A 23,468-nucleotide genomic window follows, 5' to 3' on the forward strand; every position below is an offset into this window, starting at 1 on the left:
AAGGAAAAAAATCAACTTTAGACTTAAGACTTAGTACTGTTGACTTAACACTACCCTGAAGGTTTATACCCGCCGGGCAGTTTGTTTTTATGGCTGCAGCCAAACAACTTTTACACCTTTTTTGCCGCTTTCTTTTGATAGCTCAAGGGTGATATACAAATCGTTTTTACGATCATAATCAGATATCGAGAAAAGGCCAAGATCGTGGTCGCGTTTGCTGGCAGGATTACCAAAAACATAATCTCTTTTTGGGGTAACGGCGGCACCGGCGAGGGGATAGTAGAAGCCGTCGCAATCGCTCACACCCTTGATGCCAACCAGTTTTCCGCTTTCCTGTTTATCGTTGTTGCGTTCTGTATCGTTAAACAAAATAAAACTTTTGCTTTTTCCATCCAGGTAGGCAAATGATTTAAACTGGTTCCCTTTAACCAGCGTTTGCGCTGTACCCTCCCTCACAGAGTGATAAAACGGCTGCAAATATGTTTGATTAAGCACATGATTTTTGCGGATCAGGTACTCGCTTACCATCTCGCCGGTTTTGCTGTAGTTAACTACCGCCATATCGCCCAAAATGGTTTCGGTAATACTACCACCATACGAACCTCCGGTGTGCGTGTCTATGGTCATCTTTTCAGATACCACAGTGAAGGTGCCATCGGCATTTACAAAAAGGTTTTGTGGCAAGCCATTATAACCTCCCAGCTTTTCGGAGGGGGATATTGGGTCTACCCTATTTATCTTTCGCTCAAAAGGATTTACAAAAGCAAGCAGCGGAATATAGCTATTGCTGCTTTGTTTTTCTCTGGCTAAAGCAATCAATACTAATGATTTGGTAGCGGGACTGTAACGGGCAATGCCATTATCAACTATCAGGTCTTTTGAAAAACCAAGTTCGGTAAAGTTAACAGCGGTAGCGCCTTTATCCAGGTTGGCCATAATCAGTTCGCTCTCTTTGCCGCCGCTATTTTTGGTATTAAAGCCGTAGGCCAGCACGCATACTTTATCGCTGCCAATAACAGCCATATCTACATAGCGCAGGTATTTGTATTTTTCTTCGGGCGAGGCATAAAAAGCCCTGCCGGTTTCTTTATTATCGGCCCCATAAGTTACAATTTCTATTCGTTTGCTTCTTTCCGATTCAAAGGAGTTAAACTTTACCACAGCATAGTTATCACTATTAGGATCTTTGCGCACATAAAACTCGGGCATGGGCACATCGCCAAAGGCCATGGCATAGCCTTGCATAAAACCTACGCGGCTCAGTTCGCCTATCTTTTTATCGTCTTTTAATGCGCCGGTTTTCGCGTCAACTATCAGCCTGTATAAAACAGGGGTACGGGAATCCACTTCGCTTATCAGTAAAACAGCATCGCCGTTAATTTCAAAAACACCCTCAATATAACCTTGCTTTAATTTGCCGTATGATGGTTTCACATTGGTTACCACTGTTTCTTTATGGCTTGGATCATAAACGCGGATATCGATACCATCTTTATTGGTAATGCGAAAAAACAAGGTTCCCCCACTCTTCATTTCCAGAATTTTGGCAAAACCATCTTCGGGTTCCTTAAAAACAGGTCCTTCGGCAATAGGTTTGAACTGGGCTTTAACTGTAGCACAAAATAAAACTATCAGGAGTAGTGATAAAGATCTTTTCATTTGGTTTTAATAACTGGCGATTAAAAATAGATAAAAATAGATTTCAGAACAACTACAAATTGTATCGAAATAAATCCCGCACCAAATACCAATATCATAAAGCCTTCCATCCAAATTATTTCCTGATGTTTACCGGCAGCTCTTCATTTTCGGATATCATTCATCGGTAATTTTCCGCCGTTTACCGGAAGTTTGCTTTGCTTCGCCTAATAACCATAGCTAAAAGCCCATTCTGTTTGCACTTTTGAATCAACAAATCGCAATCACCATGAAAACTTTACTTGCTATACAAATCATCCACCTGATAGTTAAAGCTGCCGAGCACGCCGAAACTATTATTCACTCCATAGGTCACCTGATAAAATAGGCCCCCAGCCTCCTGAAGGGGGAGCTTGTGATTGCCAGGTTCAATATAAATCAATGGTACTCCCATAATGCTATTTATAAAAAACAACGTTATCAAAAAGGGAGATAAAACGAACCGGAACAGGGCGAAATCGGCAGCCGAAGATAAAACGGTTAAAAGTACGATGAGCCCGTAACCAAAAATATAAAGAGCGAGCCCCTCCCAAACCCTCCCCGGTTGGGAGGGCTTAAAACAAAAGTCTCCCCCTTCCGGGGGAGATTTAGAGGGGGCTAAATAATTCATGGTTATTTCATTATTCTATTGCATTTTTACCCTATGGCAAAACCACCCATTATCACTGTAAAAAACCTGGTAAAAAACTACGGCGATTTTGCAGCCGTAAAAGGCATCAGCTTTGAAGTTTATGAGGGCGAGATCTTCGGCTTACTTGGTCCAAACGGCGCCGGAAAAACAACCACCCTTGAAGTTATTGAGACCCTGCGCGAAAAAACATCGGGCGAAATCACTGTTGATGGCTTTAATATTGATACCGATAAAGACAGCATCAAACAGCGCATAGGCGTACAGCTACAAGCCGCCGGCTACTATCCCAACCTTAACCTATCGGAGTTGATTGAACTGTTTACCGGCTTATATGGGGTTGACAAAACACCCACCGAAATGCTGGAAAAAGTTGCGCTTGTTGATAAAGCCAAAGCAAAATATAAAGACCTTTCGGGCGGGCAAAAGCAGCGTTTTTCTATCGCCACTACGCTTATTAATAACCCACGCATCATCTTTTTAGATGAACCCACAACAGGCCTTGACCCGCAGGCCCGCCGCAACCTTTGGGACCTGATCCGCGAAATACGCGACCAGGGCACAACCGTTGTGATAACCACCCATTACATGGACGAGGCCGAAGTGTTATGCGACAGGGTAGCCTTTGTTGACGGCGGCCATATCATCGGTATAGATACCCCCGACCATTTTATTGACCAGCTGGTAGAAACCGGTTTCGAGCGTAAAAAACAAGTTAAACTGGCCAACCTGGAGGATGTTTTTATAAACCTGACGGGCAAGGAATGGCGGGAAGGGTAGCCCCCCGGCCCCCTGAAGGGGGAGCAAGTTTACAGTTGGCAGTTTTGAGTTTGCAGTTAGAAAAAAATAATGACCTAATCACGCCGCAGGCAAATGACTCAATGACCAATAACGCCGCCAGAAAAGACTAATGAACAAGTGAACTAATGAACAAAAAAAGATATAGCAATACAAAAGCAACCCTGGCTATTGCCAAGGCAAGTTTCAGGGCCATACTGCGCAGCCCATCGGCGGTTGTGTTTACGTTGGCCTTCCCTTTAATATTTATAGTGGTGTTTGCCAATATAGGTGGCGGGGCCCCTTCTGTTGATGTTGGTGTTGCCAAAGGCTGTGATACTGCAGGAAAGGTTTATCAGCAACTCAAACAGCGACAGTTGATAAATTTCATAACAGATCAGTCAACAGATGATATGAACAAGAACCTGGCTAAAGGGCAAATAGATGCTATTATAGATATTAAGCCGTTGGTGCCTATGCAGCCGCTGAATATCAAGATACAATACAGCCAGGCTTCAAACAAAGGAGGTATTTTAAAATCGATATTGAACAATATTTCCTACAATGCACAGCTGGCCGAAATAGCCAAAATACAATCCGTATCGGGCTTAAAAATACCAGAAGCCGTGCACCTGGAGGAAACTACCGTATCAGGCCGCGCTTATAAATACATCGACTTCATCTTACCTGGGCAGTTAGGTTTTTCCATTTTAAGCAGCGGCGTTTTTGGTACTGCCTTTGTTTTCCTGAGTTTACGTTTAACGTTGGTTATCAAGCGTTTTTTTGCTACACCGGTAAAACGATCAAGCATTGTTTTGGGCGAGGCTTTGGCCAGGATAACCTTCTCGTTACTGGGGGCGCTGTTTATTATATTGGTAGGCCATTACCTGTTTGGCTTTACGCTTATCCACGGGTTTATCACGGTAGTTAATATGCTGGTGCTCTCGGCTTTCGGGCTCATTATATTTATGGGGTTTGGCTTTATCATTTCGGGCATTGCCAAAAACGAGGGTACAGTGCCTCCCCTGTCAAACATTATTACCATGCCTCAGTTTTTACTGTCGGGCACTTTTTTTTCGGTAACAGCTTTCCCCAAGTGGCTACAGGTAATTAGCAACGCTTTGCCTTTAACGCACTTAAACAATGCTATGCGAAAAGTGGCTTTTGAAGGTGCAGGCTTAGCAGATGTAACACATCAATTGCTGATATTACTGATATGGTTTGTTATTGTTTATGCTGTGGCGATCAAAACTTTTAAATGGGAATAGGGGGAGAATCAAGAGGTTAGAGTCAAGAATTAAGACCCGAAGTATCTTCTATGAAACTTCGTAAGTTTTTTGGGTATTCTGAACTGGGATTATTAAGCAAATTATTCGATTTTTTTGATTCTGATTGCAAACTCAGAAATCCTGGAATCCGTTAATCAGATAAATCGCGGTTCAGACAAAATTCTGCTAATTATTTAATTCGAAAAATTCCAGTTTGACGTATCCTGATCATTCTCAAACTCTGTAAATTCTGATTCATACAATTCGCGATAGGGATAAAAGCAGATACCGGCCCGCGCCTAATGCCCAATGTCATTAAGTTAAGGAATTATGGTCGATTTAATATCGAACACCGAATGTCCAATATCGAATAATGAAGAAAAACTTCGGCGTTGGACATTTGAAATTCAGTGTTCGATATTATTTGTCCTTTTGTTTTTCTTAACTTAATGACATTGGCCTAATGCCTGTGCAGTATGAGCGGATAGCCGGCCCGAAGGCATCGCCTTAATAATTTAATTTGGTGCATAAGTATCTTCGGCCATGTTCCCCGACGGACTTCCAGTTAAATAATTTTAATCATCAACATTAAATTAATGTTAATAAAGTAGATATTTGCATTTTATTAACATTGATTTAACGTGAACAAATTTTACTTGTTTTTATTGGCGCTTATTATTGGGGCATCGGGCGTACAGGCCCAGGATAGCAAATTAGGTACTTGGGGTATAGCCACCGTTGTATTACCGGGCGATAGTGCCCATAAATGGGGCGGATACTCCGAAATTCAAACCCGAACAAACGGCGTGTTTAAACAGTTTCAGTACTACGAGGCAAAAGCAGGTGTAAGTTACGATCTGGATAAAAATTTTACAGCCCTGCTTGGCACAGGAACTTATCATACTTATGATTATACCGATCTTGACAAAGGCCCAACAACCAATGAATTCAGGTTTTGGGAGCAGATGACGGTTAACCAGTTTCTGGACCGTCTTAAATTCGAACATCGTTACCGTATAGAGCAGCGTTGGGTAAATGGCGACTACCGCAACCGTTTCAGATATCGCTTAAACATGTTTATTCCCTTAAACCACAAAAAAATTATTGCCAGCACCTGGTTTATCTCGGTTTTCGACGAGGTGTTTTTTAATAACCGGGCACCTAATTTCGAGCGTAACCGCATATCTGCCGCTTTGGGTTACCAGGTTGATAAAAGCTGGATAGTACAGGCCGGCTGGATAAATCAGCGTAACTATACAGCCATCCAAAGCAGCGCCAAAAGCAATATTATGCTGATGCTGATGTATCGCATTAACCGCAAAAATGCTGTGCAGCGTGAACATGTGCCTACTACGACCGATTAAGGCCGTAATTTTTCCTTTTAAAGGCAAAATCAGCATAAAAACATTTTAATTTCATGTTAAATTGCTGTTACCCTTTGACATTATTGATTAATAATGATAACAAATACAAAATTTCGATTGTGATTTCTTGATTTTGCTGCTAACTTAGCCGCCGGTTTACATATTACAAATATCTGACAATAAAAAAATGAGCTTAATAATTGACGTACACGCCCGCCAGATTTTAGATTCGCGCGGTAACCCTACTATCGAAGTAGAAGTATTAACTGAGAATGGTGCATTCGGTCGCGCCGCGGTACCTTCTGGTGCATCAACCGGTATGCACGAAGCTGTTGAACTTCGCGATGACGATAAAACAAAATACATGGGTAAAGGCGTGTTAAAAGCTGTTGCCAACGTAAATGACATTTTAGCTCCCGAATTAAAAGGTATTGATGTATTTGATCAAAACAGCATTGATGCCCTGATGATTGAAATTGATGGCACCGAAAATAAAGGTAAAATTGGCGCCAACGCTATATTAGGCGTTTCATTGGCAGTTGCAAAAGCGGCAGCACAAGAAAGCCGCCAGCCTTTATACCGCTACATTGGCGGTGTAAATGCCAACACTTTACCTATCCCGATGATGAATATCATCAACGGTGGTTCACACTCTGATGCGCCTATCGCTTTCCAGGAATTTATGATTATGCCGGTTGGCGCTCCTTCATTCTCTGAGGCTTTACGTTGGGGTACCGAAGTATTCCACAACCTGAAAAAAATTCTGCACGACCGTGGCTTATCAACAGCTGTTGGCGACGAAGGTGGTTTTGCTCCTACTTTTGAAGGTACCGAAGATGGTGTTGAAACCATTTTGAAAGCTATTGAAAAAGCAGGTTACAAACCAGGCGAAGATATCTTTATAGCTTTTGACTGCGCTGCATCTGAATTTTACAAAGACGGCAAATACGACTACACCAAATTTGAAGGCGAAAAAGGTGCTATCCGCACCAGCGCCGAGCAAGTTGAATACCTTGCTGAACTTGTTGCCAAATACCCTGTTATTTCGATTGAAGACGGCATGGCCGAGGATGATTGGGATGGCTGGAAATTATTAACCGAAAAACTGGGCAAAACTGTACAGCTGGTAGGTGATGATTTATTTGTAACCAACACCAAACGTTTACAACGTGGTATTAACGAGGATACTGCAAACTCAATCCTGGTAAAAGTAAACCAGATTGGTTCGTTAACAGAAACCATCAACGCGGTAACTTTAGCACAAACTAACGGCTATACCTCAGTAATGAGCCATCGCTCGGGCGAAACTGAAGATGCTACCATTGCCGATTTAGCTGTAGCGTTAAATTGTGGCCAAATCAAAACCGGTTCGGCGTCACGTTCAGACAGGATTGCCAAATACAACCAATTGCTTCGTATTGAAGAAGAATTAGGCGCAAACGCAAAATTCATTGGTAAGGATTTTAAATTCTACAAAAAATAATTTCGACCGATATCGGGAGCCATCTGTAAACAAAACAGATGGCTCTTTTTTATAAAAATGACCAATATTTGGGGCCGCAATTGATGTACAGGCCTACAACTTATGTAACGCCTGTTACGTTATAAACAAAATACCAGTACTAAATTTTGATGGATAAGAAAAGGATTTCGAGGGGATTGTGGTTGTTATTGCTTTTAGCTTTAGTTATCGGGGCCGATAGAGTCAGCAAGATATATGTTCGTGATCATATTCATTTTGCCATTGTTATAACCGTTATAAAAGACTTTTTAACCATTACCAGGGCCGAGAATACCGGCGCGTTTTTAAGCATAGGCGATAAGTTGCCCAATCCATGGCATTTTATCCTGCTTTCGGTTTTACCGGCAGCGGCATTGGCATGGGGCTTATTATACGTGTTATTAAAACGTGGTTTAACACTGCTTAACCAGGCCGGCATTATTGTAATACTGGCAGGTGGCATAGGTAACCTGTACGATAGGGCCGTTTATGGCAGCGTAACCGATTTTGTACACATGAACTTTGGCATTTTTGAAACCGGCATATTCAACATTGCCGATGTAGCTATTATGGTTGGTGTAGGCATACTACTATTGAACGCCTTTATGCGCGAACGTGAGCAAAAAAGGCAGGCAGCTGCCGGGAAAGCGGTTACGGCTTAGTTTTCGAGTTCAATTTTATATTTCAGACTATCCAACTGCCCTACTGTTAAATCAATTCTTTTATAGATATTTTTATAGGTAAGCGGTGTATTCTCCGGCAATTGCTGAATATCTCTTCTATAAAACAAAAAAGTTAACCCACCCTTATCCGCTGCCTTAATTTTCCAACTCGAGGCGTTAATTGAAGGGTGGATGGTATCATGCGGTGATAACTGATTACCATTAATGTTATAGGCTATATCATACTGCCTTTTAGCTGTATCGTTTGCGGCTATTGAATCATAAGCAAAGTTATAAGTATATTCATTTTCGGATTTATAATCATGAACATAATAATATAATGAGGCGGCGGTACTGTTAATGATAGTGATATCATTATTTCCGGGATCATAAATGCACGAAAAGCAAAATATAGCTATACCTGTAATTATGGCGATGTTTTTTTTGCCCATCTTTTTATAATTATTTAGATATCATCGATACCTTTTTTATCAGCAAAGTAACCCTTGGTCCGTTCAAATTAATCTTAACATAAAAAAGCGTATCTTTGCAGAAAATTATGCCTCGTTAAAAACATAGGCATATCAGTCTATAATATTACAAGCATATCTGCACATCTGAAATTTGCACATCTGCACATTCAAACAAACATGTCATTCGAAAATTTAAAATTAATTGAGCCTCTCCTCAAGGCCTTAAAAACCGAGGGATATACAACCCCCACTCCTATACAGGCGCAAGCCATTCCTATCGTACTAAATCACCGCGATTTATTAGGTTGCGCGCAAACAGGCACCGGTAAAACCGCCGCCTTCGCGTTGCCAACTTTGCAGTTACTGTTCCAGGACAGGATGGCCCATAAAGAGCAAAAAGCTATTAAGGCGCTTGTGCTTACCCCAACCCGCGAACTGGCTATCCAGATTGCCGAAAGCTTTACGGCTTATGGCAAACATACCGGCTTAAAAAACCTGGTAATATTTGGTGGTGTATCACAAAACCCGCAGGTTGATGCCTTACGCCGTGGTGTTGATATTTTGATAGCAACCCCGGGGCGCTTACTGGATTTAATGAACCAGCGCTTTGTACACCTTGACCAGGTTAGAATGCTGATACTGGACGAAGCCGACCGCATGCTGGATATGGGCTTTGTAAATGATGTAAAAAAAATCATCGCCAAAGTACCATCAAAAAGGCAAACACTGTTTTTCTCGGCTACCATGCCTGCCGAAATAACATCATTGGCCAACACCATCTTAACCAATCCCGAACGGATAGAGGTTACTCCTGTATCGTCAACCGCTGATACCATACAACAAGCCTTATATTATGTAGAGAAGAATGATAAAAAATCATTGCTCATCCACATTTTAAAAGATAAAGGAATTAAAACTGCCCTGGTATTTACCCGTACCAAACACGGTGCCGATAAGGTTGTAAAAGATTTGAACAAGGTTGGCATCACTGCCGAGGCCATTCACGGCAATAAATCACAAAACGCACGTCAGCGGGCTTTAACCAACTTTAAAAACCGTACTACCCGCGTGCTGATAGCTACTGATATTGCAGCCCGCGGTATTGATATTGATGAGCTTACCCACGTTGTAAATTACGAGTTGCCTAACATCCCCGAAACTTATGTACACCGCATCGGTCGTACAGGCCGGGCCGGCGCCGACGGTATAGCCATGTCGTTCTGCGATTCGGAAGAGATCCTGTTTTTACGCGATATCCATAAACTGATAGGAAAAGAGATTCCTGTTGAGGAAGGACACCCTTACCCAATGAGCCCTGTGGCGATGGCAGCAAACTTAGTGGCAGGCCAATCCAAAAAAGGATCGGGCAGCTTTAAACGCGAAGGTGGCCGTGGCGGTAGTGGCCGCAAACCATCAGGTGGCGGCGGCAGGCCAGCAGGCGGCGGCGGTCGTTCAGGCGGCTCAAGCGGCATGAGCGGTGCAAGCAGATCATCGGGCAGAAGATAGTTCATTAAGTGAGTAGTTGATTGGGCGAATGGTTAAAACCAACTGCGCACCTAATCAACCACTCACCAATTTCCATGTTAATAAGTTAATAAGCATATTTGCTTCGGAAAAAAAAATTAAATAGCTTTAAATGAAATTCAAAGAACCCATATCGATGAAACGCCTCATTAACCTTTTTAAGAATAAATTCTTTTTGGTTACGCTCGCATTTGTAGTATGGATGATTTTTTTCGATAAAAATGACCTGTTTTCGCAATACGAATACCGCACCCAGGTAAACAAGCTTAAAAAAGAACGCGATTTTTATAAAGCCCAAACAGACCAGGTTACCAAAGAGCTTAACGAGCTTACATCCAACCCGCAGCAATTAGAAAAATTCGCCCGCGAAAAATATCTCATGAAAAAAGATAACGAGGACGTTTACCTGATCGTTCCGGAGAAAACAGAGAAATAAGAAATAGAGGCAAGAGATTTAGCCTCAAGATATTAGATATTTAATAGCGGTGAATTTGTTCATCGCTATTTTTTTTGCCAATGTTAATGCAATTTAGCTGTCTACCCCTTGCTTCCACCCCTGCAACACCCTATCCCTTAACCTCATCGATGGCTTTTCAACCGAGTATCTCAACAACAAAGCACCAACAACACAAGCACAAAAGCAACACAACATCATCAGGTTGCCATTTATATCAACCCCTGCCTTCCCCAAAAGGGCCTGGGTGGCGTGTATGATCAATTTATGGCTAAGATATATTCCGTATGAAAGGGTTGCAATTTGTGATGTTACTTTAGATTTGACATGATACAAAAAATTTCCCGGGCAAACTATGGCCGCCACTATCAGCCCATATCCTAAAGCAATTAAAGGGTACCCCCAAATGGCGGTACTAAAGGCAGCCTGTGGAGTACAAACAAAATAAGCCGCTATCAAAACCAATACCCCTCCTAACATAACCAGGTTAGCATATTTATTTACTGCTGATTTAACAGTTGGATAAAATGTATAAGCACCGGCAATACTTACTCCAACCAGCAAGCCATCCAGCCGGTTTATGGTTGAATAGTAGATGTATTTATTAAAAAAAGCTCCGAAATGATCGGACGTTGATACTGGTTCAACAAAGTGGTGCCAGTTGAAATAACGGATTGCAAAACCTGCCAAAAATAAAACGACAAGCAGGTATATGGCTTTCTGCCCGCCCTTAAAATAGCCAAACACCCAGAACATTAGTGGCAGCACCAGGTAAAACTGTTCTTCCACACATAACGACCAGGAGTGGGTAAACGTGCCAGTGTAACGATAATCTAACCCGAAATTAAATGTAAAACTGAGGTATTTCCAAAGCGGCGCCATTTGTTCCCGCTCGCGTAAAACCGGGAAAGCTGCGTACAAGCCCAGTATTAACAAGTAAGGCGGAATAATCCTGAAAAAGCGTTTGGCAAAAAACTCCCGCATTGAAATGGCGTTCCCTTTTGCAACAGTACTAAAAAGCTGTCCTGCTATCAAAAAACCACTCAAAACAAAAAACAGGTCGACCCCTGTCCACCCGAAACTGCCCGCTTTGTTCACCCAATCCGGGTGCGCAAAAATCTGGTAATGGAACAATAAAACATAGGTAATAGCCAAGGCCCGCAAGTGATCTAAGCCTAACAGTTTGTGCTTATCTGATATATTTAACGGAACAGTTTCGGGAGATGACATTAGTGGGGTTTTGTGTTTGATAATACTTAAAAACTGTGGGCCTGCGCGATTCCCTCCCAACGGGAGGGTGCAGGGAGGGGTTACTTCATATTAATAAAGCACTATGTACTAAGTAACTCCAGATCAAAACCCTTCGGTAATTTAATAGTACTATCATTTTTTATTATCTCTATTATCGTTGTCTCTATTGTCCTGAGCACATTAAACATATTATTCTTCATTTCAGCCTCAGTAAATCTCAAAAACTTTATCCCGAAATTCTCTAATTTTTGCTGACGTATTTGGTCTTTGACAAACGCTTCCTCGTTGTTATGCGACATTCCATCAACTTCAATAGCTAACATTAAATCGCGGCAGTAAAAATCAACAATATACTCGTCTATAAAACGCTGCCTGTCAAAGTCAAATCTTAGTAGTTTATCACGTTTCAATTCATTCCAAAGCAGCAATTCGCCATCGGTCATGGTTTTGCGTAGTTTGCGAGCTAAGGCTTTTAGCGCCGGGTTGTATGGAATGATCTTTCTATTCGCCATTTTGTCGCTTTAATAAACCCCTCCCTGCACCCTCCCGTTGGGAGGGAATCGCACAGCCCCCTGCTTTTGGCTCCGCATTTTGTACCCTCTTAATTCTTGATTCTATATTTCCCCTTCGCGTTTTCTCAAAAACCACTCACTGCTCAACAAAATCACTATCAGCACAAACAACCATTTTACATCAATGATGTCACTATAGTGTTTATCTTCATACACTACGGTTTTGATATTGTCGTTCTTGCGGATCATCTCTGCAAGCTGGCTGATCTGGTCAGGTCCCAGCATTTGCCCGCCGCTTTGTTGGGCAAGTGCTTTTAACAATTGGTGATTGGCTGCGCTTTGGCGGGTTTCCAGGTTTAGGGCTTTAACGGTAAGCTGACCGGCTGCTTTAAACTGGCTTTTTCCGTTTTGGGTTGATGCAGTATAGCCGTACTCGCCAACAGGTAAGGCTCCGGCATCTAATTGGTAACTTGGGCCGCTACGACTGAAAAGGAAGCTGTAGTTTTTGCCTGTGCTGCTTTTCAGGTCGATTTTTACATCTGGGGTGTTAATCAATTCAAGCGCATCATTGTATAACTCGGCGTTCAGGATTACGTTTTCGCCCTCGTCAAACACGTTGCGGGCCGGGTAAACGCGGAAGCGCTGGCGGTTGGTGTTGGCCGTTAAATACTGTACTGTTTGGCTCAACAACTCATCTGTAGCACTGCGGTTGCCGAAGTTTTGAAACTCGGATAGCTGCCAGCGCCAGATGCCTTCGCCGGTTAAAACAGCCGTGCGGTGGCCCCCCTCATCACCAAAAGCCAGTAAGGGGTAGCTTGTGCCAATAGCGCCAATTTTTTGCTTTAATAAAATGGAGGTGCCTGCTGCTGTTCCGTAGCTACCAAACGGGGCCAGCAATGGCGGCAAATTGCTGATCTTTTTACGCGACGAATCAGACAGGGTAAAAGCGGCAAAACCAGCTTCGGGCAAGGCATAAACTTCCTGCGTCTCGCTACGGCCGGCGCTAATTTTTACTACACTTTGCTCGGCATTAAATGCCTGCAGGTCACTTTGCGAACCTAAAATATACCAAACCGGGGTTTTGCTTTGGGCAATGAATTTTTTAACAGGTGCAAGGCTACCTGCACTAATTTGATATAATACGATAAGGCTGTAATCGGGCAATTTAATGCCGGTCATGTCGGCCAGCAGTGCTGTTTTTACCTCGTAATTTTTATTTGTTTCGATGGCTTGTTTAATGACCGTGATATCAGGGTGCGCACTTTGATAAAGCACCAATACCTTTTGGCGGGCATCCAGTACATCTACATAAATAACTTCGGTATTATTTGAGGTTGATAGTTCGTTTTTAACCGGAGCTATGTTGATGGTGAATTTGCGTACACCTTTTTTATCGGCTGTTAACTTAACAGGCACAAGCTTTTTAAAATCGGCACCGGTTACGGGGATAGTTTGCGAAAAAACCTGTCTCCCATCTTCGGCAACTGCTAAATGGATATTTTCGCCTTTGCTTTGGTAGGCGGCGGTTAAAATCTCTACCTCAAAATCGTTACCTAAAAAAGCGGTTTTATTATAGTTTACATTGCCAATCAATAAGTCGCGTTTGGCTACCGTATCACCAAGGGCAACGGTATAAATACTCGTCCTGATGTTTTTGGCCTCGTATTGCGGATCGTTACCCTGGTTGTACAGGCCATCGGTAGCTAAAACCAGCGCGCCAATGTTTTGGTTAACAAATTTGTTGTTTAGCTGGTGCAGTGCATTTGCTAAATCGGTTTGCCTACCGTTGAATTTATTGGATAGGCCATTGTTCAGGTCTTTATCAAAATTAAACTCCTGCACATCGTATTTATCGCCCAGCTGTTCCTTAAGTTTGGCAAGATCAGTTACCAGTTTACCGGCACTAAAACCAGGGGCTTTAAAAGTATTTACGGATGATGAATTATCCTGTGCTATCAATACCAACGGTTTCTGAGGATCGTATTTGATAGATTTTACCAATGGAGATACCAGCAGCATCGCGATAAAAAATACCACCACCGCGCGGATAACCGACAGCCCATACCTGAAATATTTACCAAGATTTACCGGTTGCCGGTAAAGCAGCCAGGCATATACTATCCCCAACAGCAAACAGGCAGGCACCCACCATCCCGAAACCGAACCCCATGTAAGTGAAAATAGAAATAGCATATTTAAGTGATACGTATTACGTTGTACGTTTTACGTTATGGTGCAATATCAGAAAATTTAAGCTGAATTGAGATAAATTAATCATCATAGCTTGGCATGAAGCATATCGGGAGATGATATCTTGTAGCTACAAATTTGCCATTCATCTTGCCAGGTGTCCACTTTATTTTTTTGACTATATCAAACAGTCTGTTCGAAAGTAAATGATCGTTACCGCAGGGATCTCTTACAACGGTTTCGTTATCAATTGTTCCGTCGGCCTCGACAACAAAGGCAATAATTATCCTTCCGCCGGGTAATTCACAGCTATCGGGATAATGCAGGTTCCTGGCAATAGTACCGACAAGCTTTTCTACTCCACCCTTCGGCATTGGCATTTCCTCTACAGACTCGTAGATGTGTCGTTGTGGTATTGAAACTACCTTCTTATGCGCCACCACCTTTTTACTTTGAGCATGGCTGCTTGCAAAAGCAAAACATGTGAGTAAAGTAAGCAGGAATATCTTCACGGTTTTAAGCATGGTTGGCGATATTTAAAGTTAACTACTTTTTATCGCCAAATTGTATGAGGGTGGCATAAAAACAAATAAGGCAAGCTAAATGCCTGCCTTATTAAATTATGAGTTGTAAATAATCCCTTTGCTATCGTCGAATCTCAGACTTACGAAGTTTTAAAAACTGCGTAAGTCTCCCATCGTTTGGTTCCAACGCAAAAGCTTTTTTATTTTTTACTTTTGAATTTTGACTTACAATTATAGCATCCCCCCATCAACCGGAATAACCTGCCCGGTAATATAGGTTGCCATATCTGATGCCAGGAAAACGCAGGCATTGGCTACATCTTCGGTTGCGCCGGCGCGTTTAAGCGGGATTGCTGCCGCCCAACCTTCAACAACTTTGGGGTCTAACACTTCGGTCATTTCTGTTTTGATAAAACCAGGAGCCACTACGTTGGTGCGGATATTACGCGAGCCTAATTCTTTAGCCATTGATTTGGAGAAACCAATGATACCTGCTTTTGAAGCGGCATAGTTACCCTGCCCGGCGTTACCCTGCACACCTACAACCGAGCTCATGTTAATGAACACACCGTTACGGTTTTTCATCATGATCTTTGATGCCGCTTTGGTTACGTTGAAGATAGATTTCAGGTTAACGTTCATTACTTCGTCCCAGGCTTCTTCTGTCATGCGCATCAGTAAACCATCTTTGGTGATACCGGCGTTGTTAACCACAATATGAAGGGTGCCAAAATCGGCAATAATATCAGCTATCAATTTTTCGGCTTCGTCGTATTTTGAGGCATCGGAGCGATAGCCTTTAACCTGTGTGCCAGCGCTTTGCAATTCCTGCTCTAAAGCCTGTCCTTTTTCAACAGACGACAGGTAAGTAAAAGCTACATTAGCGCCGTGCTCGGCAAATTTTTCGGCTATTTTACGGCCTATTCCTTTTGATGCACCGGTGATAAGTGCGGTTTTTCCTTCTAATAATTTCATTTATGTACTATTTCGGGCGGTGAAGTTAGTTAATAAGTACGAAAGTTGGAAAAACAGAGTTTGGTCGGCAGTTGCAGTATTCAGTTTGCCTTTAGCTTTGTAAATTGATATGCACAACCCTCAAAACAGAAATAAGGGTAGATCGGACTTATTTGCAAAGTATCCTGCTTAACCTCGTAAGTATAAGTTTGTACTTTGTGATTAAATGAGGTGATAGAAAATCTTTTGTGTTTTTCAATTTTATATGTTTTGGCCCCGCCAAAATAATTGCCTTTTATTCGTCCATTTTTAAAAAACAGCACAAATCGTTTTATACTATCTGCTGTTTTTTGCCATTTTCCGCTGCCATCGCCAGGATCAACATTGTATGCTGAAAACTTCCATTTACCATATAACGGGCTTTTGGTTTGCGCTATCGATTTTAATGATAAAATAACTGGCAAAAGAGTGATAAATATTATCAAACAACGCTTTTTCATTTTTTATTAGCCCATTAGTTTACCCATCAAACTTAACTCATTTGTGAATAATATAAAACTTTAGAACTTTGCTGATTTTCATAGATTTCGCAGTTCCCGATTTCATTTATGTACTATTTCGGTCGATGAAATTAATAAGTACTAAAGTTGGAAAAACAGCAAGTCGGCATGGTTAATGTTTCCTGAAAAGCTCAAAACTCTACATCTAAATCTAATTCAGGATTCGATGAGTTTTCGTTAACCTTTATCCCGTATGTTAATAACAACCTGAAATCATTTAGGTTAAAAATCATCGCACTAACATTCTTTTTCAGTGGAAAATTGAAACTGAATCCATCGCAGGCAAATTCTACATTGATGAATTTACCCGGAGCCATTTTAAGTTCAAAACTCAGATAGCGTATTGTTCCACTAACGCAATCCTGCATCTTCATTCTAAAGCTATCCGCTTTAATTAAATCATAAGTATATTTCATTCGCCCATCTAAATTATTATCAATAGATGTAATTAGCGTTTTGGCTTTATTAATCGTCATTGTTGGCTTAAACTTCTGATGGATAAATGTATGAATAAGTCGTTTAAATCTCCTGTTAACCTTCCTAATTAATCACTTTAACCTGTTGTGGTGTTTAGCGGTTGCAACTACTTTAGATGATCTAACCAATTTATTTTCGCCCCAAACTAAGTTACTATGACCTATTAACCATGATCCATGAACTGCAAACTTTTCGTTTACAAAAAAATAAATCAATTAACTAAATATCACTACCTTTGCGGCTCAAAAAATCACTGTAAATGAGCCAGTCTGTTCAAATAAAAAACGCTTTAATTTCTGTTTACTACAAAGACAATTTAGAGCCTATCATTCTTGAGTTAAATCGCCTTGGTGTTAATATATATTCAACCGGTGGTACCGAAACTTTTATCCGCAATTTAGGGGTGAATGTGATACCTGTTGAGGATCTTACCTCGTACCCGTCTATATTAGGTGGCCGTGTTAAAACCCTGCATCCTAAGGTGTTTGGCGGCATTTTGGCCCGCCGCAGCTTTGATAGCGACGAGAAACAACTGGCCGAATACGAAATCCCTGAGTTGGATTTGGTTATTGTAGATCTTTATCCGTTTGAAGAAACTGTACAATCTGGCGCAGGTGCCGAAGATGTGATCGAAAAAATTGATATCGGTGGTATTTCCCTGATCCGTGCCGGTGCAAAAAACTTTAAAGATGTAACCATCGTTGCTTCAAAAGACGACTACGGCATACTGGAAGACATCCTGAAAACACAGGATGGCGTAACCACTATTGATCAGCGTAAATCATTTGCGCAAAAAGCATTCAACATTACCTCGAACTACGACACCCACATTTTCCAGTATTTTAACCAGGAAGAGCCGCTGCCGGTGTTTAAGCAAAGCATCCTAACCAGCCAAACCTTACGTTACGGCGAAAACCCGCACCAGAAAGGTACATTTTATGGTAACCTGGATGCCATGTTTAACAAACTGAACGGTAAAGAGCTTTCATACAACAACCTGGTAGATGTTGACGCCGCTGTTGCGTTAATTGACGAGTTTACCGGCGAGCCAACCATCGCCATATTAAAACATACCAATGCCTGCGGTATTGCTTCCCGCTCGTTCATTAAAGAAGCCTGGATTGATGCATTGGCTTGCGACCCGGTTTCGGCCTTTGGCGGTGTAATTATCGCTAACGATGAGATAGACGCCGCTACCGCTACCGAAATTGACAAGATATTTTACGAAGTGCTGATTGCGCCTGCCTATACAGACGAAGCAGTTAAAATATTGCAGGCTAAAAAGAACCGTATTATCTTAGTTCGCCAACCGGTTGAATTACCTGTTAAGCAGTTTAAAACCTTGCTGAACGGTGTTATTGAGCAGGATAAAGACGCAGTTATTGAAGGCCCGGCACAAATGACCCCGGTTACCAACCGCAAACCAACAGAGCAGGAATTGAAAGATTTGTTTTTTGCCAATAAAGTGGTAAAACATACCAAATCAAACACCATCATATTTGCCAAAAACGGCCAGCTGATGTCAAGTGGCGTTGGGCAAACCTCAAGGGTTGATTCATTGAAGCAGGCGGTTATCAAAGCCAACAGCTTCGGCTTCGATCTGAATGGTGCAGTGATGGCGTCCGACGCGTTTTTCCCGTTCCCTGATTGTGTGGAACTGGCTGCCGAAGCCGGTGTTACCGCGGTACTACAACCAGGCGGATCAATAAACGATAAACTATCTGTAGCTATGTGCGATGAAAAAAACATCTCGATGGTAACTACAGGAGTGCGTCATTTTAAGCATTAATTTGATAAACACGAATTACACGAATTGAGTCGAATTACACAAATTTTAGCTGAACATAGAGTGCCTAAATAAAATCGAACTTTACGAATTTATTTAGGCTTAATTGCATTAATTAAGAGTAATTTGCATCGGGAAAAACTCATTTTTTTGTCATTGCGAGGAACGAAGCAATCGCACGCATGCAAAGCGGATATGCATAGTTCGCGATTGCTTCGTTCCTCGCAATGACATTATTAAAAATCTTGCGAAGGCACGATTTTCAAAAAAAAAGAGTTATTACTACTTGTCAGTTTTAATTCGTGAAATTCGTAACCAACCTGACATATTCGTGAAAATTAGTGTTGTATATTATTAACTTTGCAGATTATTTCAAGGGAAACATTAGATGGGTTTATTTAACTTTTTTACACAGGAAATTGCTATTGATTTGGGTACTGCCAATACCCTCATTATACATAATGATAAAGTTGTTGTTGACGAACCGTCCATCGTGGCGTTCGACAGGACTACCAACAAGGTTATTGCCATTGGGCGCCAGGCCATGCAAATGGAGGGTAAAACACATGATAATATCCGTACCGTTCGCCCGCTTAAAGATGGTGTAATTGCCGACTTTAACGCTGCCGAACACATGATACGCGGTATGATCAAAATGATAAACCAGGGTAAAGGATGGTTCTTTCCATCGTTACGTATGGTTATCTGTATCCCATCGGGTATTACCGAGGTTGAGAAACGCGCGGTGCGCGACTCGGCCGAGATTGCAGGCGCCAAAGAGGTTTACTTAATTCATGAGCCAATGGCTGCTGCGGTAGGTATTGGTATTGATGTGGAAGAGCCTATGGGCAACATGATCATCGATATTGGCGGTGGTACTACCGAAATTGCCGTTATCGCTTTATCGGGTATCGTTTGCGATCAGTCCATCCGCGTAGCGGGTGATAACTTCGACTCGGACATTGTTCAATACATCCGCCGCCAGCACAACATCATGATTGGCGACCGTACTGCCGAGAAAATTAAAATTGAAGTTGGCGCAGCACTGCCCGAACTGGCAGATCCACCGGCTGATTTTGCAGTACAAGGTCGTGATTTGATGACCGGCGTGCCAAAACAGATCATGGTATCGTATACCGAGATTGCACATTGCCTTGATAAATCTATCTCCAAAATAGAAGAAGCGATATTAAAAGCGCTGGAAATTACCCCGCCCGAGCTTTCGGCAGATATTTACCAGACTGGTATTTACCTAACAGGTGGTGGCGCCTTATTGCGCGGCCTTGATAAACGTGTGGCAGCCAAAACCAAACTGCCCGTTCACGTAGCCGAAGACCCCCTACGCGCCGTAGTACGTGGCACAGGAACCGCTCTTAAAAACATAGGTAATTTTAAATTTTTAATGCAGTAAATTAGATGTGAGATATTAGATGTGAGATGTGAGACATTGCCTTCAGTGTTTTTTATCTCATATCTCATATCTCAAATCTCAAATCTCAAATCTATCTCCCCGATGCGTAACCTCTCGATGTTTATCATTAAGTATAACGCGTTTTTTTTATTCCTTATCTTTGAGGTGAGCGCGTTGCTTATCTACATTAAATACAACTCTTTTCAAAAAGCTACTTTTATCAGTTCGCAAAACCAGGTTACCGGCAGTTTATACGGGCAGGTAAGCGAGTTTAAGGGATATTTATCTTTAAAGGATGTAAACGACAGCCTTGCACGTGAAAACGCAAGGTTACGGGGAATGCTTAAAACATCATTTTATGTTGATACTACCGAAAAGCATAAAGTTGTTGATACTGTTTACAAACAACAGTACACATACCTGGTGGCCCGTGTTATCAATAATTCAACCAATCAATCCAATAATTACATTACCATAAACAAGGGCAGCAGGGATGGCATAACCAAAGATATGGGTGTAATTTGCGGCGCCGGTGTGGTGGGCATGATAGCCGACGTAACAGACCACTATGCTATTGTTAAATCATTACTACATTCAAAAAGCCAGTTTAGCGCTATGCTGGTAAAAGATAAATCTGTAGGCTCATTTACATGGGGAAACGATCTTAATCCGCGTAAGGGCTTGCTAAGCCTGCAAAATGACGCCAAACCCACCATGGGCGAAATGGTAGTAAGTTCGGGTTATTCGCTTTTCCCAACCGGGATCCCTTTTGGTAAGGTAACCAACCTGCATGCCAAAGAAGGCGGCTTGCTGCTTAATATAGAGGTTGGCCTTTCGGTTGATTTTACCAAACTGCAATACATATACGTGGTAGTTAACAAATACGCACAGGAACAAGCCGGACTGGAGGCCGCAGCAATTAAATAATGGGCCGCACTATTATCATCAATGTAATCCGCTTTTTGTTATTGGTGTTTATGCAGGCATTCCTGCTTAAAAACATCACTTTTTACAACCTGTCTACCCCTTACTTTTATATCCTGTTTATATTGCTGCTTCCGTTTGAGACACCGAATGCGCTGCTGTTTGTATTATCATTCCTGTTAGGCCTTACAGTAGATGCCTTTTACGATACTCCCGGCCTGCATGCTGCGGCCTGCGTTGTGCTGGCACTTGTTCGCATCCTTTTCATCAATATAACCGTGCAAAAAGAAGGGTTTGACAACGAGCCTGAACCAACCCTGAGCATTATGGGGTTTAGGTGGTTTTTCACTTATGCGGTGATACTTACTTTTGCCCATCATTTTTTCCTGCTAACCCTGGAAGTATTCCGGTTTACTGAAATACAATACACACTAAGCCGTGTTGTTCTAAGTTCAATATTTACGGTATTTTTGATACTTGTTTCGGGCCTGCTATTTTTCAAAAGGAAAGAACGGAAATGAATAATTTTTTCGAGCGTCGCTACGTCATCACCGGTATTTTTGTTGCTATAATTTTAACGCTGCTGGCCAGGCTTTACTATATCCAGATAGTTGACGACCGTTACGCCATTTACGCTACCAAAAACGTTATCCGCCCTTTTATCCAATATCCGGCCCGCGGCCCCATTTTAGACAGAAATGGTAAAATATTGGTACAAAACGTGCCTATTTACGATATCATGGTAACGCCCAAAGATGTAAAACCTTTTGATACCGTTGCATTCTGTAATCTGTTGGGCATTGATAAGGACGGCTTTAACAAGCGCTGGATAAAAGCCATCAAATACTCGCCTAATAAAGAATCCCCTTTTGAAAAACAAATTTCGGCCGAACGCTTTGCTTCGATACAGGAAAAAATAAATGACTTTACCGGCTTTTATGCATTACCCCGTACAGTACGTACTTATCCCGATTCGGTTGCAGCTCAATTTTTAGGCTATATTGGTGAGGCACAGGACCGCGATATCAAACGTTCAAACGGCTATTACCGGCTGGGCGATTATATTGGTATAACCGGTGTGGAGAAAGCTTACGAAAATGTTTTACGCGGGCAGCGCGGTGTTAAAAACATGATGGTTGATTCGCGCGGGGCACAAAAAGGATCTTTCGCCAATGGCGCTTTTGATACAGTGGCCCGCACCGGCGAGCGGCTTACCTCTTCGTTAGATATCGAACTACAAAAACTGGGCGAACAACTGATGCAAAATAAGCTGGGTAGTATTGTAGCCATTGAACCATCAAGCGGCGAGATACTGGCTTATGTAAGCAGCCCGAGTTACGACCCTAACCTGATGGTTGGGCGCGAGCGCGGTAACAACGCTGCTAAAATGTACAACAATCCGTATAAGCCGTTTTTCATCAGGCCCATACAGGCGCAGTATCCGCCAGGCTCATCATTTAAGCCCTTAAGTGCTTTGATAGCTTTGCAGGAAAACATCATCTCCCCTTCAGAAACATACTATTGTACCGGGCATTACAGGGCTGGCAACCGGCTGGTACCATGTAACAATGGCGAAGCTCACGGTTCGGTTAACATGGGCAGGGCCGTAGCCGAATCCTGCAATGGTTATTTTTCGATGGTGTTTCAACGGATATTGGAACGCAGCGGCGCAAAATATACCGAAGCCGAATTTACAAAATGGAGGGCCAACGTGATGAAATTTGGTTTAGGCGCCCGGCTGGACCTGGATATGCCCGCCGAAAGTCGCGGAAACGTACCAACACCCTTACATTACGACAATGTTTATAAAAAAGGTGGATGGCGTGCCAGCACCATCATTTCCTTAGCCATAGGCCAGGGTGAGCTATTGGCTACCCCATTACAAATGGCCAACCTGGAGTGTACCATTGCCAATCATGGTTTTTTTTACAAACCACACCTCATTAAAGCCATTGGTACCGAAAATGTAATTAAGGCCGAGTATACCAAAAGAAACTATGTGGGTATCGATTCTCAGTATTTTGAACCGGTTATTAACGGAATGCAGGCCGTGGTGGAAGATGGTACGGCCCGCAGGTCAAAGATACCAGGCATTATCATGTGCGGTAAAACAGGTACAGCGCAAAACCCACGGGGCGAAGACAACTCGGTTTTTGTGGCTTTTGCCCCGCGCGATAACCCCAAAATAGCTATAGCCGTAGTAGTTGAAAACTCGGGCGAGGGCGCGCATTGGGCCGCTCCTATTGCCAGCTTTATTGTCGAAAAATATTTAAGGGGTAAGATAACACCACGCGAATCGGGCATTACGGTTGATTATTTTGCCAATGCTAACCGCATGCCCGATTTGACCCTTTACGCCATGGATTTGAAGAAAGAACGCATGCGCGATAGTATCCGCGCGGTAAAAGCCGATTCCATAAAAAAATTCAAGGCCGACTCCATAAAAAAGGCAGCGCGCTTAAAAACGGCAAACAATAACAAACCAAATAGCTGGGGCAGTTTATTAGCAGGCAGGGGGACTGGCAAATAG

Annotated in this window: 21 protein-coding genes; 12 read left to right on the forward strand and 9 right to left on the reverse strand. The window is 42.4% G+C overall.

Annotated elements, in window-relative coordinates:
- Positions 1-87: 87 nt before the first annotated feature.
- Entirely contained in the window at positions 88-1,659 is a 1,572-nt protein-coding gene (locus tag AC1RM2_RS06540; RefSeq protein ID WP_492984197.1) for a hypothetical protein, read from the reverse strand.
- Between the two features lie 682 nt (positions 1,660-2,341).
- Between AC1RM2_RS06540 and AC1RM2_RS06545 the strand changes: the two genes are divergently transcribed.
- The 5 genes from AC1RM2_RS06545 to lspA all read left to right on the forward strand — a co-directional run bounded on the left by AC1RM2_RS06545 (position 2,342) and on the right by lspA (position 7,898).
- Positions 2,342-3,106: an ABC transporter ATP-binding protein gene (locus AC1RM2_RS06545; protein ID WP_090651231.1), complete on the forward strand. Its 765-nt coding sequence runs from the start codon at positions 2,342-2,344 to the stop codon at positions 3,104-3,106.
- Between the two features lie 146 nt (positions 3,107-3,252).
- On the forward strand, positions 3,253-4,371 hold the full coding sequence (locus tag AC1RM2_RS06550; protein ID WP_492984198.1) for an ABC transporter permease: 1,119 nt from the start codon (positions 3,253-3,255) through the stop codon (positions 4,369-4,371).
- 641 nt (positions 4,372-5,012) lie between these two features.
- Positions 5,013-5,735, forward strand: coding sequence for a DUF2490 domain-containing protein (locus tag AC1RM2_RS06555; RefSeq protein WP_492984199.1), 723 nt, complete (start codon positions 5,013-5,015; stop codon positions 5,733-5,735).
- Positions 5,736-5,922: 187 nt separating this feature from the next.
- The gene (eno, locus tag AC1RM2_RS06560) at positions 5,923-7,218 is read left to right on the forward strand and encodes a phosphopyruvate hydratase (protein WP_492984200.1); all 1,296 of its coding nucleotides are present in this window, start codon (positions 5,923-5,925) and stop codon (positions 7,216-7,218) included.
- Between the two features lie 149 nt (positions 7,219-7,367).
- On the forward strand, positions 7,368-7,898 hold the full coding sequence (lspA, locus tag AC1RM2_RS06565) for a signal peptidase II (protein ID WP_492984201.1): 531 nt from the start codon (positions 7,368-7,370) through the stop codon (positions 7,896-7,898).
- On the opposite strand, the gene AC1RM2_RS06570 is transcribed toward lspA, so the two are convergent.
- On the reverse strand, positions 7,895-8,350 hold the full coding sequence (locus tag AC1RM2_RS06570; protein ID WP_492984202.1) for a hypothetical protein: 456 nt from the start codon (positions 8,348-8,350) through the stop codon (positions 7,895-7,897). The two genes, lspA and AC1RM2_RS06570, sit on opposite strands and share 4 nt — an antisense overlap.
- A gap of 198 nt (positions 8,351-8,548) precedes the next feature.
- On the opposite strand from AC1RM2_RS06570, the gene AC1RM2_RS06575 reads away from it, so the two are divergent.
- Together AC1RM2_RS06575 and AC1RM2_RS06580 are read left to right on the forward strand one after the other, a co-directional pair.
- On the forward strand, positions 8,549-9,877 hold the full coding sequence (locus AC1RM2_RS06575) for a DEAD/DEAH box helicase (protein ID WP_492984203.1): 1,329 nt from the start codon (positions 8,549-8,551) through the stop codon (positions 9,875-9,877).
- Positions 9,878-10,007: 130 nt separating this feature from the next.
- Positions 10,008-10,331 (forward strand): FtsB family cell division protein, encoded by a 324-nt coding sequence (locus AC1RM2_RS06580; protein WP_492984204.1) that lies wholly within the window; start codon positions 10,008-10,010, stop codon positions 10,329-10,331.
- A gap of 93 nt (positions 10,332-10,424) precedes the next feature.
- On the opposite strand, the gene AC1RM2_RS06585 is transcribed toward AC1RM2_RS06580, so the two are convergent.
- From AC1RM2_RS06585 to AC1RM2_RS06615, 7 genes are all read right to left on the reverse strand, one after another.
- A complete protein-coding gene (locus tag AC1RM2_RS06585) occupies positions 10,425-11,579 on the reverse strand; it encodes an acyltransferase family protein (RefSeq protein ID WP_492984205.1) in 1,155 nt (384 codons plus the stop codon).
- Positions 11,580-11,680: 101 nt separating this feature from the next.
- A complete protein-coding gene (locus tag AC1RM2_RS06590; RefSeq protein ID WP_492984206.1) occupies positions 11,681-12,112 on the reverse strand; it encodes an endonuclease domain-containing protein in 432 nt (143 codons plus the stop codon).
- A 102-nt stretch (positions 12,113-12,214) separates the two neighbouring features.
- Positions 12,215-14,305 carry a hypothetical protein gene (locus tag AC1RM2_RS06595; protein WP_492984207.1) on the reverse strand — a complete coding sequence of 697 codons (2,091 nt, stop codon included), beginning with the start codon at positions 14,303-14,305 and terminating at the stop codon, positions 12,215-12,217.
- A 77-nt stretch (positions 14,306-14,382) separates the two neighbouring features.
- A complete protein-coding gene (locus tag AC1RM2_RS06600; RefSeq protein WP_492984208.1) occupies positions 14,383-14,826 on the reverse strand; it encodes an energy transducer TonB in 444 nt (147 codons plus the stop codon).
- 231 nt (positions 14,827-15,057) lie between these two features.
- Positions 15,058-15,801 carry a 3-oxoacyl-[acyl-carrier-protein] reductase gene (gene fabG / locus AC1RM2_RS06605; RefSeq protein ID WP_492984209.1) on the reverse strand — a complete coding sequence of 248 codons (744 nt, stop codon included), beginning with the start codon at positions 15,799-15,801 and terminating at the stop codon, positions 15,058-15,060.
- 80 nt (positions 15,802-15,881) lie between these two features.
- A complete protein-coding gene (locus tag AC1RM2_RS06610) occupies positions 15,882-16,280 on the reverse strand; it encodes a hypothetical protein (protein WP_492984210.1) in 399 nt (132 codons plus the stop codon).
- A 191-nt stretch (positions 16,281-16,471) separates the two neighbouring features.
- Entirely contained in the window at positions 16,472-16,816 is a 345-nt protein-coding gene (locus AC1RM2_RS06615) for a hypothetical protein (protein WP_492984211.1), read from the reverse strand.
- Between the two features lie 260 nt (positions 16,817-17,076).
- Here AC1RM2_RS06615 and purH point away from each other — a divergent pair, with 260 nt between their 5' ends.
- The 5 genes from purH to mrdA all read left to right on the forward strand — a co-directional run bounded on the left by purH (position 17,077) and on the right by mrdA (position 23,468).
- A complete protein-coding gene (purH, locus tag AC1RM2_RS06620; RefSeq protein WP_274212072.1) occupies positions 17,077-18,606 on the forward strand; it encodes a bifunctional phosphoribosylaminoimidazolecarboxamide formyltransferase/IMP cyclohydrolase in 1,530 nt (509 codons plus the stop codon).
- Between the two features lie 385 nt (positions 18,607-18,991).
- Positions 18,992-20,014, forward strand: coding sequence for a rod shape-determining protein (locus AC1RM2_RS06625; protein ID WP_090651245.1), 1,023 nt, complete (start codon positions 18,992-18,994; stop codon positions 20,012-20,014).
- A 102-nt stretch (positions 20,015-20,116) separates the two neighbouring features.
- Positions 20,117-20,941: a rod shape-determining protein MreC gene (mreC, locus tag AC1RM2_RS06630; protein ID WP_492984212.1), complete on the forward strand. Its 825-nt coding sequence runs from the start codon at positions 20,117-20,119 to the stop codon at positions 20,939-20,941.
- Positions 20,941-21,459 carry a rod shape-determining protein MreD gene (locus AC1RM2_RS06635; RefSeq protein WP_492984213.1) on the forward strand — a complete coding sequence of 173 codons (519 nt, stop codon included), beginning with the start codon at positions 20,941-20,943 and terminating at the stop codon, positions 21,457-21,459. Before mreC ends, AC1RM2_RS06635 begins: the two co-directional genes overlap by 1 nt.
- Positions 21,456-23,468, forward strand: a complete 2,013-nt coding sequence (mrdA, locus tag AC1RM2_RS06640; protein ID WP_492984214.1) for a penicillin-binding protein 2 — start codon at positions 21,456-21,458, stop codon at positions 23,466-23,468. Before AC1RM2_RS06635 ends, mrdA begins: the two co-directional genes overlap by 4 nt.

It is taken from the genome of Mucilaginibacter sp. GW822-FHT03E02 (assembly GCF_058801545.1).

Excerpts from the sequence above, each read along its gene's own strand:
- purH (WP_274212072.1), top strand. The coding sequence starts at position 17,077 with ATGAGCCAGTCTGTTCAAATAAAAAACGCTTTAATTTCTGTTTACTAC.
- AC1RM2_RS06550 (WP_492984198.1), top strand. The coding sequence starts at position 3,253 with ATGAACAAAAAAAGATATAGCAATACAAAAGCAACCCTGGCTATTGCC.
- lspA (WP_492984201.1), top strand. The coding sequence starts at position 7,368 with ATGGATAAGAAAAGGATTTCGAGGGGATTGTGGTTGTTATTGCTTTTA.
- AC1RM2_RS06585 (WP_492984205.1), bottom strand. The coding sequence starts at position 11,579 with ATGTCATCTCCCGAAACTGTTCCGTTAAATATATCAGATAAGCACAAA.
- mreC (WP_492984212.1), top strand. The coding sequence starts at position 20,117 with ATGCGTAACCTCTCGATGTTTATCATTAAGTATAACGCGTTTTTTTTA.
- AC1RM2_RS06570 (WP_492984202.1), bottom strand. The coding sequence starts at position 8,350 with ATGGGCAAAAAAAACATCGCCATAATTACAGGTATAGCTATATTTTGC.
- AC1RM2_RS06615 (WP_492984211.1), bottom strand. The coding sequence starts at position 16,816 with ATGACGATTAATAAAGCCAAAACGCTAATTACATCTATTGATAATAAT.
- AC1RM2_RS06625 (WP_090651245.1), top strand. The coding sequence starts at position 18,992 with ATGGGTTTATTTAACTTTTTTACACAGGAAATTGCTATTGATTTGGGT.
- AC1RM2_RS06540 (WP_492984197.1), bottom strand. The coding sequence starts at position 1,659 with ATGAAAAGATCTTTATCACTACTCCTGATAGTTTTATTTTGTGCTACA.
- AC1RM2_RS06610 (WP_492984210.1), bottom strand. The coding sequence starts at position 16,280 with ATGAAAAAGCGTTGTTTGATAATATTTATCACTCTTTTGCCAGTTATT.
- eno (WP_492984200.1), top strand. The coding sequence starts at position 5,923 with ATGAGCTTAATAATTGACGTACACGCCCGCCAGATTTTAGATTCGCGC.
- AC1RM2_RS06575 (WP_492984203.1), top strand. The coding sequence starts at position 8,549 with ATGTCATTCGAAAATTTAAAATTAATTGAGCCTCTCCTCAAGGCCTTA.
- AC1RM2_RS06595 (WP_492984207.1), bottom strand. The coding sequence starts at position 14,305 with ATGCTATTTCTATTTTCACTTACATGGGGTTCGGTTTCGGGATGGTGG.
- AC1RM2_RS06545 (WP_090651231.1), top strand. The coding sequence starts at position 2,342 with ATGGCAAAACCACCCATTATCACTGTAAAAAACCTGGTAAAAAACTAC.
- AC1RM2_RS06580 (WP_492984204.1), top strand. The coding sequence starts at position 10,008 with ATGAAATTCAAAGAACCCATATCGATGAAACGCCTCATTAACCTTTTT.
- mrdA (WP_492984214.1), top strand. The coding sequence starts at position 21,456 with ATGAATAATTTTTTCGAGCGTCGCTACGTCATCACCGGTATTTTTGTT.
- AC1RM2_RS06600 (WP_492984208.1), bottom strand. The coding sequence starts at position 14,826 with ATGCTTAAAACCGTGAAGATATTCCTGCTTACTTTACTCACATGTTTT.
- AC1RM2_RS06590 (WP_492984206.1), bottom strand. The coding sequence starts at position 12,112 with ATGGCGAATAGAAAGATCATTCCATACAACCCGGCGCTAAAAGCCTTA.
- fabG (WP_492984209.1), bottom strand. The coding sequence starts at position 15,801 with ATGAAATTATTAGAAGGAAAAACCGCACTTATCACCGGTGCATCAAAA.
- AC1RM2_RS06635 (WP_492984213.1), top strand. The coding sequence starts at position 20,941 with ATGGGCCGCACTATTATCATCAATGTAATCCGCTTTTTGTTATTGGTG.